Below are 16,987 nucleotides of genomic sequence, written 5' to 3'. Positions count from 1 at the left end.
CAGCTGTATTTGTTTGTAAAATGAGTACACTGATTGAGGAAAAGCCATGTTTGTCGTACTTGTTGAAGATGACCCCTATATCGCACAAGGGATTGTCGCCGCACTGGATTATCTAAATATTTCGGTTGAACATGTCAATACTGCCAAAGCTGCGGATTATTTTATTCGAAACAGCGCGGTGGATTTATGTTTATTGGATTTGGGCTTACCCGACCAAGATGGATTGGAGCTCTTACAGACATGGCGAAAAGACGGTTTGCACGTACCTGTTCTGGTTCTTACAGCACGTAATCAAACGCAGCAATGTGTTGAAGCCCTCAATACAGGTGCGGATGACTATCTGACCAAACCTTTTGATTTGCCTATTCTGATTGCCAGAGTCCATGCTTTAGCGAGACGAAACCGCGGCTATTCCTCAAACATCTTACAGATAGGTGATTTAAAGCTGCATCAAGATACGCAACAAGCTTATTACCAAGATCAATTGCTCAACCTCTCTCGCCGCGAATATAGTTTGCTTGAAACGTTTATGCTCTACCCAAACCAGATCCTTAAAAATGAACATCTCATCGATAAGGTCTATGGTTTTCAGGACAGTATCGAAAGTAATGCCATTAATGTCCATATTTATCATTTAAGGCAAAAAATTCACCCAGACATCATTCAAACCATTCGGGGTGTAGGTTATCTGTTCAAAGTGCCTGAGCAAAGCATATGAAAAATTACAGTTTAAAATGGCGATTAGTCACCACGATTTGCTTTGTATTTATTCTGCTGTGGTCTTTGGTATTTTATTGGCTTTATGTCGATCTGGAAAAACGCCTACAACAGACCTTAGATGAGCGGCTTTCAGCTTCAGCATTAATGGTTGCCCATTTAATTCAACAACTCCCTGTAGATCAAATCATGAATAGCTTGGATTCAGTACAACAAAAACATAATCCGCAAAATTTAATCGTCTGTGAGGTTTCACTTTCGAGTTATGACCCTGCAGAAGACCAACAAGTTTTAGTAAGAACCCAAGGTTCACCCAGTTTAAGCAGTAGAAAAGCAGGCTTTAGTACTTGGCAAGAAAATGGCATTGATTGGCGTAGTTATGTCCTGCAAAAGGGCCAAATACGGGTCGTCACTGCGGAAAAATTACAACTACGCTACTCCTTGCTCAAACAAATTTTACAATCTGTGCTGATGCCTTTAATCATTACTTTAATTCTATGCATTCTTCTGATCTTATGGATTATTCGTGTCGAGTTTCTGCCACTGGATCACATTGCACAACGCCTGAGAAAACAACAAGACCAACATTCCTCAGCGGCAACCGATCTACTCGATTTAAACACTGAAAATATTCCAAAAGAAATTCAACCCTTTGTAGACAGCATATTCGCGCTTGTACACAACTTGCATCAGAGCCTGGAAAATGAAAAAAGCTTTAGTGCATTTGCTGCACATGAACTACGTAGTCCACTCACTGCCATTAAAACCCATGTGCAGTTAAGTAAACTTATGCTGATGCAATCTCGGCAAGATCAGCAAAAGCTGCTGAATAATTTAGAACAAGCAGAATTCAGCATCCAGCGATATGAACAACTTTTGGAACAATTACTCTTGTTAAGTAAAACAGAGACACTTGTTCAACCAGAGCTGAATAGAGTCGATGTTACTGTTAGCCTCAAACAGGTGATCAATGAACTCGAGCAAAAATATCACGACCTACCACAGCAATTAGAAGTTGATTGGAATAGTTTATCTCTACTCAACCTCCCTGATGAAGCTCTAAAGATTGTGCTTAAAAATTTAATTGAAAATGCGTATTTACACGCGCAAGCCCCAATTCAAATCTATATGCAAACACATGATTTAGTGATTAGTGATACAGGTCATGGTTTAAATGACCATGATCTTAGTTTACTTACACAGCGATTTTGGCGTAAATCTGCACACAACAACGGTCATGGACTCGGGTTAGCACTGGTGAAATTGCTATTGGAAAAACATGGCTTCACAATCAGGTTCAGCCAAAACGCCCCCAATGGCCTTAAAGTGGTCATTTCTCCATCATAAGAAAGCGAAATGACCACACAGATAAGCGCATACTAGCGCATGGTAACAAACTCTTCTGCCGAGGTTGGATGAATTGCAACTGTATTATCAAAGTCTTTCTTGGTTGCCCCCATTTTTAAGGCAACAGCAAAACCTTGTAAAATTTCATCCATCCCAAAACCTATGCCATGGATACCCACAATTTTTTCATTATCCCCCACACAAACCAATTTCATTTTGGTCGGTTGGCGATGTTGGGTAATGGCACTATACATGGCAGTGAATGAGGAGTTATAGACTTTGACCGCCTGCTGACCATATTGTTCAATTGCCTCTTTCTCAGTGATCCCCACCGTTCCAATCGGTGGATGGCTAAACACCACGGTTGGAATATTGTCGTAGTCTAAATGCTCATCTGGTTTCTGATTGAAGAGTCGTTCAGACAGTCTACGTCCAGCGGCAACCGCGACCGGTGTCAGTTCCATTTTTCCCGTAATATCTCCGACAGCATAGACACCTTTTTGTGAGGTATTCTGGAATTTATCGACTTGAATATAACCCCGTTCATCAAGCTGAACATTCGCTTTGTCCAAGTTTAAACGTGCAGTATTGGGTTCTCGACCCGTTGCCCAGATCAGACAATCTACGCTATGGCTTTCACCATTTTCTAAATGCAGTACCACGGAACCATCCACATTTTTTGTGACTTTTTCAGGTACGGCTTGGGTATGTACAGTGATGCCATCGGCTTGCATGACCTCAACCAAAGTTTCACTCAAAAACGAATCAAAACGTCTTACAGGTAAATCTTTACGAATAAACAATCCAACCTGAGAACCTAAAGCGTTCAGCACACCCGCCAATTCAACCGCAATATAACCTGAACCAATCACGGCTGTGGTTTTTGGTAAAGCAGTCAGTTCAAAGAAACCATTTGAGTCAATCCCATATTTAACACCTTCTATATCAGGTAATGAAGGCTGTGTCCCTGTTGCAATTAAGATATGATCCGCTGTGAATCGCTCACCGTTGACTTCAATGGTATTTTTATCAATAAAATAAGCAGATCCCTGAATAAGATCAACATTATTCTTGCTTAGGCTATTTTGATAAGATTGATGAATTCGATCAATATAGGCCTGCCGATTCTTGATCAAAACCTGCCAATCAAATGACTCAACTTTACTGTTAAAGCCATAATCAGGCCCATACTTTTGAATTGACTCAGCTACATGAGCTGCATACCACATGACTTTTTTAGGAACACAGCCTACATTGACACATGTTCCACCAATCTCTGCTTTTTCGATCAATGCGCATTTTTTGCCATACATTGCCGCACGATTAACCGATGCAATTCCGCCGCTACCACCACCTATTGCAATATAATCATAATGTTTTGTCATCATCGCCTCATAAAATTGATTACAAGATTATTTTTAAGTTATACATAGGTATACAGCAAGAAAATTTAAAATCCTTACTTGGTTAAAGTTTTAATACAAGAAAATAAAAAGGCACTGATGATGACTCATCAGTGCCTTACTTTTGGGAGGCTTCTTGAATTATTCGGCAGTCACGGCTTCAATCTGAGTCTGCTGCAAAGATTGATCGACTACACCAAATTTCTTAAACAGTTTTGCACGACGTTTTGGGAAAATATTGGCTTTATTCAAATCACCTTTGTAGTGATCAAAGACACGCTTATCCATCATTTTTGACCATAGTGGTGGAATCAAAGCAGGTAGTAACATACTGGCATAACCACTTGGCAATTCAGGCGCTTCATCAAAATGACGTAATGCTTGGAACGGACGCGTCGGATAAGCGTGATGATCAGAGTGACGCTGTAATTGATACAAGAATAAGTTAGTCACAATATTATTATTGTTCCAGCTATGTTCTGGCATGGTCCGCTCATACTTACCATTCTTATCTTTCTGACGTTTTAAACCATAGTGCTCGATATAGTTAATAATCTCAAACAGGCTAATGCCATAGAATGCTTGAGTCGCTAAATAAGGAATAACACCTTTACCAAATAAACCGACCATCGATGCATGAAAAGCTGCACTCATGCCCCAACCTTGCAAGAGTTCATTTTCAGTTGACCAAAATTCTTTACCTTTACGTTTTAAACGATTGGTTTCAATCTCAATGGCTGATTTAAAAGAACCAATCACGGTACGTGGCCAGAACTCGTAGAATGTTTCACCCATTTGTGAAGATGCTGGATCTTCAGGTGTCGCAGCACGTTTATGGTGGCCATAAGGATGTTCAATTCGGAAATGATTATAACCTGTTGGCACGAGGGCTAAATGCGACAAAATATGGTCAATACGATCATGTTTATGACTCAACTCATGTGCAGTGTTGATCGCAATTCCGTTGATGGCACCCATTGAGATACCAAGAAAAATCTTATCAAGAAACGATGTCTCTTTACGACTGGTTAAATAACATGCATACACATTAGCCGCATATTGCAATGGAATAAAGCTTTTCACCAAACGCGAATAGTACGGATCTTTCTCAAGAAGTCGAATATCTTCATCAGTTGGGTTATTGGCATCTTTACCAATAATGGTATCAATCGTCGGAATGACGATGTGTAAAACGATTGGGCCACCTAAAGCGAAGATTTTTTTCAATGGGCGCGGCGCAAATTGATAACCTGCTAAAATCCCAATTCCGATTACAGGCAAAGCTGGGCTAATGGCCCATAAATAACGTTTACGATCCAACTCCGTTTTTGACTTTGGAATGCTTACTGGCGTAAGTTCTTGTTCAACATTTACTGGCGCATTCATCATCATATCCATGTCTTTGTATATATATACATATTTTCAAGAATTATGGCTTTCATGACAGTTGCAAGCGTCCAAAAAAGCTATGTCAAAGTCTTTGGCATCATCCACCCTGTTTTTGTCCTAAAAACACATATTGAGTTATTAGCACAGCTCTCTATAATTTAAATGAATACATCGTTAAAAAATCATATGGATGCTTTAAGTAAAATATTTGCTGATATTCATTTAAATCACACTGAATATCTCTACTTGAAAACTCAAGGAGAATGGAGTTTTATCTGCCAAGATCAAACCGCCTTAATTGTTCATATTGTTTTAGTTGGTTCTGTTTTTATTCAAATTGACGCACACAATAGTTTAACTGCACATGCTGGTGAAATTGTGGTTATTCCATCTGGCAAAGCACATACAGGTGCAGATAATGCGATTACCAAACTGGTTGATGCTGTTGATATTTCAAAGTTTTTCAATGGTCATAAAGAAGATGCTATTGAGTTCGGTACACACTCATCCGAAAAAAATCTGATTCTAACAATACGTTGCCAAATTGACACCATTATGGCCAAGCCTTTTATTCAGGCTTTACCATCAATTATCCATCTTCAACATGGCGATACTAATGCACCAGAATGGTTACAAATCGGCTTACACTTTTTGGCCTTAGAAACACAGAATATTCAGGCAGGTCGCGATATTATTATTGATCATCTGGTGAATATCTTATTGATCAAATGTATTCGAGATCATATCCAACAGATCTCGACTCAACATGGTTGGCTCAGTGCACTCAACCATCCTGAACTGAGTAATAGCCTTGCTGCAATCCATAATCATCCTGAAGATGCTTGGACAGTTGAATCATTGGCAGAACAATGCTGTATGTCACGCTCAAAGTTTGCCAGCCTCTTCCATGAAGTAATTGGTGAGTCTCCTCTCGCCTACTTACAACAGCATCGTATGCGTTTAGCCAGCCAGTATCTACGTAAAAGTAATTATTCTGTACAGCAAATTGCCAATAAAGTTGGCTATTCTTCAGAAACAGCGTTTAGTCAGGCATTCAAGCGAACCTTTGAACACTCTCCGAAGCAATATCGTCAGCAGTTTATTGAACAAGAAAGTTAAAGTTATAAAAAAAGACACCGCGGTGTCTTTTTTCTTTTCTGTTCAGTTATTAACGCACAATACCGCGTGTTGATTGTTCTAACGAATCAATAAACAGTTGCGCTTCAGGTGTTTTTACTAGAATTTCATTACGAATTTGTTCAATTGCCTGTTCTGTCGTTAGACCAGATTTATAGATCAGCTTATACGCTTCTCTTAAACCTTGAATGGTATCTCTAGACCAGCCCTTACGACGCATTCCTTCGATATTCATACCAAAGGCACGTGCAGGATTACCAGAAGCCATAATATAAGCAGGTACATCTTTAAGAATTAAAGCAGCTCCGCCGATCATGCTATAAGAGTCAATCTTACAGAATTGATGAATACCAGCATTTCCACCAACAATCACGTGGTCGCCAACATGAACATGCCCTGCCACACCGACATTATTTGCAAAAATATTATGGTTCCCAATAACACAGTCATGTGCAATATGCGTATTCACCATTAATAAGTTGTGGCTACCAATCTTGGTCAAACTATGATCCTGAACGGTACCGCGGTGCAAGGTACAATGCTCACGAATCGAATTATGATCGCCAATTTCTAGCCAAGTTTCTTCGCCTTGATATTTTAAATCTTGGCAAATTTCACCAATACTCGAGAATTGGAAAATATCATTATTTTTACCAATTCGCGTAAAACCACCAATAACAACATGTGAATGTAATTTTGTACCAGAGTCAATACTTACATTTGGACCTACAATACAATAAGGACCAATTTGTACATCAGAAGCGATTTCTGCAGACGGGTCAATAATTGCTGTAGGATGTATTAAATTTTGACTACTCATGTCTGCTCTATTTTCTGGTGGGAAATAATAATCTCTGCTGTCGCGGCAACCTTGCCATCAACACTAGCGGTACAATTGTACTTGTAAATGCCACGTTTTTGCATCACAAGTTCAGATTTTAAGATAAGCTGGTCACCCGCAACAACTTGTTTTTTAAATCTGATTTTCTCAGCACCCGCAAAAAGGAACAAAGAACCTGCTTTTGGCTTTTGATTGGTAAGTACAAAACCCAATATACCAGAAACTTGTGCTAGGGCTTCAATGATCAGCACACCCGGCATAATTGGATAAGTTGGAAAATGCCCTTGTAAAAACTCTTCATTAATCGAGACGTTTTTATAACCGACAATACTATTCTCAGTTACTTCTGTAACACGATCGACTAATAAAAAAGGATAACGATGCGGTAAATATTCACGAATCGTAAGAATATCCATGGGTAATTCAGGCATTGTAAATGCTGGAGATGTAGACTCAGTCATAATAAATTATTTACGTAACTTAAAGGTTGATTCAAGGGACTCTAATTGAGCTTGCATATGATCAAGCCTTTTAGTGATTTGGGTCAATGGCACATCTGCTAATTGTCTCAGACGGACAATTGTCTTTTTCCAATGACTATTTTCAAACAAACCCATCCCAGAAGAATACGTTCCTGGCTCAGAAATATTTTTTGTGACCATTGACATTGCTGTAAGTGTGACATTATCAGTAATTTCAAGGTGTCCAACCACGCCTGATGCGCCACCCATGATACAGTTTTTGCCAATTTTCGCACTTCCTGCAATTCCGCAATTTGCAGCAATCGCAGTGTTCTCTCCAATTTGGACGTTGTGAGCAATTTGCACAAGGTTATCAATAATGACACCATCAGCCAAAATCGTATCGTCCAATGCGCCACGATCAATACTACAATTTGAACCAATTCGAACATCATTTCCAATACGAACTGAACCCAATTGAGCAATACGATGCCACTTGCCCTGATAAGGCGCAAAACCAAAACCTTCTGACCCAATCACAGTATTCGCATGAATACGAACACGATCTTTTAGTTTAGCCGACCCTGTAATGGTGACATGTGCATCAATAAAGCAATCTTTACCAATCTCAACATGATCATCGAGAAATGCATGCGCTTGAATAATGGTATTGTTCCCCACCACACAATTTTCACCGATCACCACATAGTGCCCAACATAAGCATCATCAGCAATGATTGCTGAAGGATGAATCTGGGCTGTACGTTCAATACCGCGTTGAGTTATCTTTTTTTCAAATACATGGGTTAAGGTGGCAAAAGCCAGATAAGGATTATCAACAACAATAAAATTTTGTTTACTTGTAAGTTGTTGTTTGAGGGCCGCGGTGACAATGTACACACCAGCATGACTTGCTTCGGCTTGCGCCAAGTATTTCTCACCATTCACAAAACAGATATGCTGTTTTTGCGCATGTTCCAAACTTGCCAAATTAGAAATTTGAAAGTCTTTTTCACCGAAATGCTCACCTTCGACAAGGTGAGCAATTTCTTCTAAACGATAAGTACGTCTATTCATTGATTATTTAATAGCATTAACCTTTTGAATCATTTTATCAGTTAAATCATACTGAGCGTCAGAGGCAATCGTAGAATTTTTATTCAAAATAAAGTCTAAGTTGTTCTCTTTACGCAATTGTTCAGCAGCTTGCTTCACACGAGACTCAAAAGTCGTATTCATTGCCTGTAAACTTGACTGAACTTTAGTCTGTAAACCTTGTTGAGTCGAATTAAATTCACTAAGCTTTGATTGATACTGAGCAGTCAGCTTCTGAATATCCGCTTGATTCATTTTTTGGCCTTCAGTCTGTGCTTTTTGCTGTAAAGACTCGATTTCTTTACCCAATTGCTCAAGACGAGTTGAAGTTGGTTTGACTGACTGAGTGAGGCTAGCATTTTGTTGTTTCAGATAAGTACTGCTCTCAACAACTTTAGCCAAATCGACCACAGCAAGGCCAGCTGCATTTACTGAAGCAGAAACCGTGAAGCCTAAACCTAACATCAACATTGCTAATTTTTTCATTATTACATCCTTTATATTTTACAGCGCTAAACGAGGTCGCCCTTAGAAGGTACGACCGATTTCGAATTGGATAGATTTAGTATCATCGCCTTTTTTATCATTCAGCGGGAATGCATAACTCAGTGATAATGGGCCAATCATGGTAATCCATGTGAAGCCAACACCAACACTATAACGCATATTGCCAAAATCTAACTTGTTGTTATCTTTACAATATTGCTTAATATCAACTTCTTTACCATCAATTGTGACATTACCTTTTGGCACATCACACTGAGTATCAAACACTTGAGCACCTTCAGCAAAGAGTACTGGGCGTACCTGACGAGTCCAATCCCCTTTAAATGGTAAAGGAAGTGCTAATTCTGTACCAAATTGAACTAAAGCATTACCGCCCACTTCTTCTGGATCGAGGTCATTTTGCTTAGTTTCTTGGAAAATCACACTTGGATATCTTGGACCTAAAGAGCTGTTATCGTAACCACGTACTGAACCATAACCACCCGCGTAGAAGTTCTTATAGAATGGTAAATCATTACCATAACCTAACTTACCGTAGCCACGAAGTACAAAGCCGCCCCAAAGTGATTTAAAGGCTTGCGCGTCATAGGTCATTTTTTGATAGTCGACATCACTACCTGGTAAACCAATTTCCAAACCAACTCGGTGTGACATACCTGAAGTTGGGAAAATTGGACGGTTTAATGTGTTATATGACCAACCCAAGTTTAAATTATAGGTCAAGAATGTACCTTCGAAAGCATTATCATAATTGATCAGCTTTCCTTCTTGGCACTTACCTGTTAATTGACCTGTAGTTTGATCAGTTTCTAAGAACTCAGTTGGACAATAGCTACTGCTTCCAGTCGCTTTACCGCCATTTGCTAACAAATAATCACGAATATAAGTTGAAACACTTGGTCCCGTTCTGACTTTAGTTTGGTCAATCCCTAAAGATGCACTCAAGCTTTGATTTTCATCAATTGGATAACCAAAACTCAAGCTACCACCAATACTATCCGTTACATAGTTGTTAACGTTATAGTTTTCATTTAACTTAGTTTTACGGTAATAAACGTTATAACCACGGCTTACACCATCAATGGTAAAGTATGGATCAGTAACACTTAAGTTATAGTAATCTTGTGTTTCAGAACGCGACAAGTCGATCGCAACACGGTTACCCGTACCCATAAAGTTAGTCTGGCTTAAACCTGCTTGGAAGGTTACACCACCATTTTGCGAGTAACCTACTGCTAGCGTGGTCGTACCAGAATGTTGTTCTTCAACATTGACATTTAAATCTACTTCATCAGGCGAGTTCGGCACACGAACTGGCTTAACGTCAACTGTCTTGAAGAAACCTGTACGCTCTAAACGAACTTTAGAAAGGTCAATCTTCTCATTGCTTGCCAGCGCACCTTCCATTTGACGCATTTCACGACGTAACACTTCATCTGCAGTTTTGCTATTACCCGTGAAATTAATACGACGTACGGTGACTTGTTGGCCTGGATTAATATAATAGTTTAGGTTAACGATACCCGTTTGGTTATTAATTTCAGGTACCACATTTACTTCAGCATAGTAATAACCAGCATTACCATATTTGCGAAGCAAAAGCTGTTTAACTGCGTTGACTCTTTCTTGAGAATAGGTTTCGCCATCTTTATAGAGCTTAAGCATTTGTAATTCTTCAGGCTTATATAGTGCATCACCTAAGAATTTTGTTTCGCCAAACTTAAATTGACTACCTTCATCAACTGAAACCTCAATAAAGATATGCTTTTTATCTTCACTGATGTTCAATTGAGAGTTAATGATATTAAAGTTGATATAACCTTTGTTTAAATAGAGGGCACGTAAAGCTTCTAAACTTGCAGCCATCTTTTCACGGGCATAGCGGTCATTACGGGTCACAATAGAAGCCCAACCACTTTCCTTCACTGCGAAGGCTTGTTTGATATCGCTATCACTGAAAACAGTGTTACCAATAATATTGATATCAAATACTTTAGCCGCTGTACCTTCATTAAAGTTCAGCTTTAACTCAACACGGTTATTTGGACGAGCAACCGTTTCAACCGTCACATCCGCATCATAACGGCCTTGCTGGGTATATTGTTGTTCTAGCTCAGTTTCAATGGTCTGTAATGCAGACTTCTTAAATACCTCACCTTCAGCAATGCCCATCTTCTTCAAACCTTGTTCCAAGGCTTCTTTCGGAATGAGTTTATTACCTTTGAATTCCAACTTTGAAATCACTGGACGTTCTACAACTCGGAACACTAAAACATCATTTTCTTTATATGTTTTAATGTCATCGAATAAACCAGAAGCATATAGCGTACGGATTGCCTCAGCAATCATTGGATCACTGACTCTATCGCCACTATTTATTGGTAACATAGAATAGATACTTGCAGGTGTTAAACGCACTAAGCCATCAATTCGTATATCTCGTGCAAGAAACTCATCTGCTGCGTATGCTTGTTGTACCACTGCCATCGCACTAACCAGTGCCAAAGGCATTAATAAATGTGTGTGACGCATGCCCATATATTTTCCAGTAAGTTAAATTCCATTTGCGTTTTTTTATAAACGCATGAAGTCGTTAAATAAAGCCAAAAGCATCATGCTACCGAGCAGTACCATACCAACTTTTAGACCAAACATCTGTATTTGTTCAGAAACAGGTTTACCACGAATTGCTTCGATAAAGTAATAAACTAAATGTCCACCATCCAGCATTGGAATCGGTAACAAATTTAGAACCCCCAAACTTACACTCATCAAAGCCATGAATGAGATAAATGTTTGCCATCCCATTTCTGCGCTTTGACCAGCCATTTTTGCGATCGTAACCGGGCCAGATAGATTATCCAATCCAATTAAACCACGCACCATTTTGATGATGGAGTTAAAAATCATGCCAGAAAGCTGTGTGGTTTTTTCAAATGCAGCACCCAGCGCTTCAATAGGTGAATATTGAATGGTTTGTTTATAATCATTCGGGATCGTGATTTTACCAGTATCACTTTTGACGCCGAGCATCCCAGTCGTATTACCCATATTATCGCGTTGCCCTTGAGGCATCACTTGTAGATGGACCAATTGACCTTGACGCATCACATCAATATTTAAAAGCTTCTCTGGTGATTTTTGCACCACACCCACCACATCAAACCAATCTTTCATTGCAACATTATCAATTGCAACAATTTGGTCTCCCACCTTCATGCCTTGGCGGATTGCAGCACCATCTGCACTCAGCTCTTTCACTGTTGCAGGAATGACAGGACGATAAGGTAAAAAGCCCAATACATCTAAAGGTGATTGACTTTGATCTTTTAAAAACTCTTTGATCGGTAAACTAAATTGCTTCTCAGTCCCTGCACGATCAACAATAATGGAGACCTGTCCAGTTTCGCCCACACGATTGACTAAAGCATAATTTAGCTTTTCCCATGTTGATGTTGTTTGTCCATCCACCATCAACACCTTATCGCCAACATGTAAATCAACTTGTGCAGCAGGTGTATTTGGCATGATTTTGCCAATACGCGTATTCAACTGCTCTTGTGCAGGCAAAAATAAAATCCAATACAGGAACACCGCAAAAATCAGGTTAATCAATGGGCCCGCAGCAACAATCGCGATACGTTTCCACGGAGATTGGCGGTTAAACGCATAAGGTAAATCTTGCTCAGCAACATTGCCCTCACGTTCATCCAACATCTTGACATAACCACCTAACGGCAATGCAGAAAGCTGATATTGAATACCTGATTTTTTAGATTGCCATTTCAACAAAGTTGGGCCAAAGCCAATGGAATAAACCAGCACTTTAACACCAAGTTTACGTGCAACCCAATAATGACCAAATTCGTGAATTGCGATCAGAGGACCAAGCAACAAAATCGCTGCAACAATCATAAATAGTGCATTCATACGATTTAGCCTCCTATATCCACAATATACTTTTCTGCAATTCGTCTTGCGATCATATCAGTCTGTAAAATGATGTCTATGTTTTCTGCTTTAGCATTTTGTACAGTTTGCAAGGTATTTTCGACCACTTGAGTGATCTGAGTAAATCGAATTCTTTGCTGCAAAAAAGCGGCAACTGCAATTTCATTTGCCGCGTTTAAAATCGTTGGTGCTAAACCACCTGCACGCATAGCCTGACGCGCTAAATCCAAAGCTGGAAACTTAACAAGATCAGGTGATTGGAAATTCAATTGAGCTGTCTCAAACAAATTCAATGCAGGAACGTGCGTCGCTAAACGTTTTGGCCATGCCAATGCATGTGCAATCGGCGTACACATATCAGGGTTACCCATTTGTGCCAAAGTTGATCCATCCACATATTGCACCATGGAGTGAATAATACTTTGTGGGTGAACAACAACTGTAACAAAATGTTCTGATATTGAAAACAAATGACAAGCTTCGATCAATTCTAAGCCTTTATTCATTAAAGTTGCAGAGTCGACTGAGATCTTTTGCCCCATTGACCAGTTTGGATGTTTACATGCCTGTTGAGGCGTTACATCATGCAACTGTTCCAAGGAATGATTTAGAAAAGGACCGCCAGATGCAGTCAGTAGAATCTGTGACACGCCCAATTGAGGCTGTCCGGTTCTTTCTGCATTTAAATAATCATGCGGTAAAGACTGAAAAATAGCATTATGTTCAGAGTCTACAGGTAACAACAATGCCTGATGCTCTTTAGCTGCCTGCATCATGATGTCACCCGACATCACCAGTGCTTCTTTATTGGCAAGCAAAACCCGCTTACCCGCCTTTACTGCTGCCAATGTAGGAAGTAAACCAGCCGCCCCAACAATTGCCGCCATAACGATATCAACATCAGCATGTGCAGCGATTGAGATTAAGCCGGTTTCATCGGTTAAGATTTCAATCTGTTTTAAATTTTCTTGATCGAAGCGTTGTTGCAACTCAAGTGCTTTATCATTTGGCACAACAACAATTTTTGGATGATATTTTTTACAAATTTCTAAAAGTTCATCTAAACGACTATATGCAGAGACTGCAAATACAGTGTATTGGTCTGGGTGTTGTTCCAATACTTTTAAAGTACTTTGTCCAATTGAACCCGTAACACCCAATATACAAACAGCTTGAGTCATTTAAAGATCTACACCAATAAGTTTTAATATATACATACCTGTTGCAAAAATCGGTGCAGCGGCAAGTAAGGAGTCAATACGATCTAACACACCACCATGTCCAGGCAGAACACGGCCAGAATCCTTGATTCCTGCTCGGCGTTTAATCATTGACTCAAACAAGTCACCCAATACCGAAGCAAACACAGTAATAATTGAAAGAATTAAGAACAGAATAAGCTGTATTGCAGTTAAATTTAAATAGGTATACTGCACAACCAACATGATAATCACAGTTGTCGCGATACCACCATATAAACCTTCAACAGATTTATTGGGGCTCACAAAAGGTGCAAGTTTCTTCTTACCGAATTTACGCCCTACAAAATATGCACCACTATCCGCGCCCCAAACCAGGAGGAACAAATACATCAGCCACCATGGTGAGCTATGCCAAACAGCATAAAGCGCGGTGACTGCGGCAGAAATCAGAATAAACCCAACGATATGTAAGGATGCATTATACCAACTATCAGATTCGGGAAAATTCTTTACCCAATAGATACTGCCCAACCAAGTGAGAATAGAGGCAGCCCAGAGTAAAAGTGCTACATCATCAAAAAATAATGCCAGTGTCGCTACTGCTGCAACCGCGCCACCATAAATCCAAGCTTTAGGTTTTGATACCGGTGATGTTGCACGAGGCATAAGCTTAAACCACTCATAACCTGCAACCCCCGCGGCTAAAATCATAAGCATAAACATTGGATAATGTGATTGCGTTGCAAACATGCAACTTAAAACAACAGCAACTAACACCAATGCGGTAATAATCCGCTCTAACATTATTAATTCTCTATTTTCGCTTGTTGAATCTGTTCCGATGTTTTACCAAAGCGTCTTTCACGTCCTGAAAAAACACGAAATGCGTAATCCAACTCTTTTACAGTAAATTCTGGCCACAAAGTATCGGTAAAATACAATTCGGCATACGCAGCTTGCCATAACAGGAAGTTAGACAAACGGTAATCTCCACCTGTACGAATTAACAAATCAACAGCTGGAAGATCATTTAGACTGACATATTTATCAAATAAATCAACATTTATCTGATCTGCTTGAAGTTTTCCTGCAAGTACATCTTGAGCAATGTTTTTTGCAGCCTGCGCCATATCCCACATACCACCGTAACTTATCGCAATTGTTAGGGTCATGGAATCAAAAGCGGCCGTTTTTTGCTCAGCGAGTTGCATTAAATCACGCAATTCATTTGACAACCGAGAACGATCACCAATAAAGCGCAGCGCGATATTAAATTGCTCCATACGAGGCAATTGCTCATGAATTGTTTCTTCCAACAATTTCATTAGCAAATCAACTTCGTATTGTGGACGATTCCAATTTTCACTTGAAAATGCGAAAACGGTTAACGCACGAACACCTTCTTTTTTGCAATGTTCAACAATCGGATCCAAGACATTTTTGCCTTCCCGATGTCCATCGCCTTTTTGCATTTGCTTTTTTTTGGCAAAACGATTGTTGCCATCCATAATGATGGCAACATGTTGAGGAAGAAGCGCTTCTTCTTGCAAGGTCATAATAAAATCAGACCTTCATCAATTCTGCTTCTTTCGCTGCAAGACGTTTATCAACTTCTGCAACATATTTATCCGTAATTTTTTGAATATCATCTGATGCACGGCGATCATCATCTTCAGAAATTTCTTTTTCTTTCAATAATGCTTTGAGATCACCCAATACATCACGACGAATATTACGAATTGCAACTTTGGCATTTTCAGCTTCAGCACGCGCAACTTTTTGCATATCACGGCGGGTTTCTTCTGTTAACGCAGCCATTGGTACACGGATTGCATCAGCAGTGATAGGATTTAATCCCAAACCTGCTTCACGAATCGCTTTATCAATCGCAGCAACCATCGAACGCTCAAATGGTTGAACCAACAAGGTACGCGAATCTTCAAGCCCGATATTTGCGACTTGATTCAATGGAACATCAGAGCCGTAGTAAGAAACCATCACACCATTTAAAATAGATGGGTGCGCACGACCTGTACGAACTTTGGCAAAGCCCAACTCTAAAGAGTCAAGCGATTTCTGCATACGCTGTTCGCTATCTTGTTTGAGATCGTTAATCATATGATCTTCCTTACTTATTCATTAGGTATTACAAAATATTTAGACATTAGTATAAAGAGCTTTATGACTCACGTACATTAATTCGTGACGTGAGTACCTTCTTTTTCGCCCATTACAACAGAAAGTAATGCACCAGATTTGTTCATATCAAAAACTTGTAGTGGCACATTGTGATCACGACATAAACAAATCGCGGTCAGATCCATCACACCAAGCTTTTCATCAAGCACTTGGTCAAAAGTTAAATTGTCATATTTAACCGCATCATCATATTTGCTTGGATCTTTATTATAAACACCATCTACTTTGGTCGCTTTCAAGATCAGGTTCGCCTCAATCTCAATACCACGTAAACATGCTGCTGTATCTGTGGTAAAGAATGGATTCCCTGTACCCGCAACAAATACACACACTTCACCTTGGCTCAAGTGACGGATCGCATCACGGCTTGAATATGGCTCAACCACTGTACCAATTGACAATGCTGACATTAAACGCGTTTTGATATTACGGCGCACCAACGCGTCACGCATTGCTAAGCCATTCATTACCGTTGCCAACATACCCATTTGGTCACCTGTTACACGACCAACTAGGCCATCTTTCTGTAACTGGCTGCCGCGGTACAAGTTACCACCACCAACAACAATACCCACCTGCACACCCAAACCAACCAAGTGCGCAATTGAAAGTGACATTTGATCTAAAACTTGGGCATCAATACCCATATCTTTATTGCCTGCTAAAGCTTCACCCGAAAGCTTTAGCAAAATTCGTGCATAACGTGGATTTTTAGAAGCTGACATACTTTTACTCCAA

At 39.7% G+C, this 16,987-nt stretch carries 16 protein-coding genes; 3 read left to right on the top strand and 13 right to left on the bottom strand.

Features of this window, described 5'->3' with window-relative positions; translation table 11 throughout:
• The first annotated feature begins 46 nt into the window (after window positions 1-46).
• On the top strand, window positions 47-718 hold the full coding sequence (locus F957_RS14310; protein ID WP_016540260.1) for a response regulator: 672 nt from the start codon (window positions 47-49) through the stop codon (window positions 716-718).
• On the top strand, window positions 715-2,064 hold the full coding sequence (locus tag F957_RS14315) for an ATP-binding protein (protein WP_016540261.1): 1,350 nt from the start codon (window positions 715-717) through the stop codon (window positions 2,062-2,064). Before F957_RS14310 ends, F957_RS14315 begins: the two co-directional genes overlap by 4 nt.
• 32 nt (window positions 2,065-2,096) lie before the next feature.
• Here the strand turns inward: F957_RS14315 and gorA are convergent, their stop codons facing one another.
• Complete coding sequence (gorA, locus tag F957_RS14320; RefSeq protein ID WP_016660234.1) at window positions 2,097-3,449, bottom strand: glutathione-disulfide reductase; 1,353 nt, start codon at window positions 3,447-3,449, stop codon at window positions 2,097-2,099.
• Between the two features lie 159 nt (window positions 3,450-3,608).
• Complete coding sequence (locus tag F957_RS14325; RefSeq protein ID WP_016540263.1) at window positions 3,609-4,853, bottom strand: alkane 1-monooxygenase; 1,245 nt, start codon at window positions 4,851-4,853, stop codon at window positions 3,609-3,611.
• 189 nt (window positions 4,854-5,042) lie between these two features.
• On the opposite strand from F957_RS14325, the gene F957_RS14330 reads away from it, so the two are divergent.
• The gene (locus F957_RS14330) at window positions 5,043-5,975 is read left to right on the top strand and encodes an AraC family transcriptional regulator (protein WP_032860438.1); all 933 of its coding nucleotides are present in this window, start codon (window positions 5,043-5,045) and stop codon (window positions 5,973-5,975) included.
• Window positions 5,976-6,024: 49 nt separating this feature from the next.
• On the opposite strand, the gene lpxA is transcribed toward F957_RS14330, so the two are convergent.
• From lpxA to pyrH, 11 genes are all read right to left on the bottom strand, one after another.
• Window positions 6,025-6,813: an acyl-ACP--UDP-N-acetylglucosamine O-acyltransferase gene (gene lpxA, locus F957_RS14335; RefSeq protein WP_016540266.1), complete on the bottom strand. Its 789-nt coding sequence runs from the start codon at window positions 6,811-6,813 to the stop codon at window positions 6,025-6,027.
• Entirely contained in the window at window positions 6,810-7,295 is a 486-nt protein-coding gene (fabZ, locus tag F957_RS14340) for a 3-hydroxyacyl-ACP dehydratase FabZ (RefSeq protein ID WP_004653316.1), read from the bottom strand. Before fabZ ends, lpxA begins: the two co-directional genes overlap by 4 nt.
• A gap of 6 nt (window positions 7,296-7,301) precedes the next feature.
• On the bottom strand, window positions 7,302-8,372 hold the full coding sequence (lpxD, locus tag F957_RS14345; protein ID WP_016540268.1) for a UDP-3-O-(3-hydroxymyristoyl)glucosamine N-acyltransferase: 1,071 nt from the start codon (window positions 8,370-8,372) through the stop codon (window positions 7,302-7,304).
• 3 nt (window positions 8,373-8,375) lie between these two features.
• Complete coding sequence (locus F957_RS14350; protein WP_016540269.1) at window positions 8,376-8,876, bottom strand: OmpH/Skp family outer membrane protein; 501 nt, start codon at window positions 8,874-8,876, stop codon at window positions 8,376-8,378.
• Window positions 8,877-8,918: 42 nt separating this feature from the next.
• Window positions 8,919-11,435, bottom strand: a complete 2,517-nt coding sequence (bamA, locus tag F957_RS14355) for an outer membrane protein assembly factor BamA (protein WP_016540270.1) — start codon at window positions 11,433-11,435, stop codon at window positions 8,919-8,921.
• A 36-nt stretch (window positions 11,436-11,471) separates the two neighbouring features.
• On the bottom strand, window positions 11,472-12,827 hold the full coding sequence (rseP, locus tag F957_RS14360; protein ID WP_016540271.1) for an RIP metalloprotease RseP: 1,356 nt from the start codon (window positions 12,825-12,827) through the stop codon (window positions 11,472-11,474).
• Window positions 12,828-12,832: 5 nt separating this feature from the next.
• Window positions 12,833-14,029 carry a 1-deoxy-D-xylulose-5-phosphate reductoisomerase gene (gene ispC / locus F957_RS14365; protein WP_016540272.1) on the bottom strand — a complete coding sequence of 399 codons (1,197 nt, stop codon included), beginning with the start codon at window positions 14,027-14,029 and terminating at the stop codon, window positions 12,833-12,835.
• Complete coding sequence (locus F957_RS14370; protein ID WP_004653309.1) at window positions 14,030-14,854, bottom strand: phosphatidate cytidylyltransferase; 825 nt, start codon at window positions 14,852-14,854, stop codon at window positions 14,030-14,032.
• A 2-nt stretch (window positions 14,855-14,856) separates the two neighbouring features.
• A complete protein-coding gene (uppS, locus tag F957_RS14375; protein ID WP_016540273.1) occupies window positions 14,857-15,606 on the bottom strand; it encodes a polyprenyl diphosphate synthase in 750 nt (249 codons plus the stop codon).
• A gap of 7 nt (window positions 15,607-15,613) precedes the next feature.
• The gene (gene frr / locus F957_RS14380) at window positions 15,614-16,168 is read right to left on the bottom strand and encodes a ribosome recycling factor (protein ID WP_004653307.1); all 555 of its coding nucleotides are present in this window, start codon (window positions 16,166-16,168) and stop codon (window positions 15,614-15,616) included.
• 77 nt (window positions 16,169-16,245) lie between these two features.
• Window positions 16,246-16,974, bottom strand: coding sequence for a UMP kinase (gene pyrH, locus F957_RS14385; RefSeq protein WP_004772000.1), 729 nt, complete (start codon window positions 16,972-16,974; stop codon window positions 16,246-16,248).
• Window positions 16,975-16,987: the final 13 nt, after the last annotated feature.

Origin of the sequence: Acinetobacter gyllenbergii CIP 110306 = MTCC 11365, assembly GCF_000413855.1 — a bacterium.
Lineage (GTDB): Bacteria > Pseudomonadota > Gammaproteobacteria > Pseudomonadales > Moraxellaceae > Acinetobacter > Acinetobacter gyllenbergii.
Note: the sequence above shows the minus strand (reverse complement) of the source record. Positions and strands in the feature narration are given on the sequence as shown.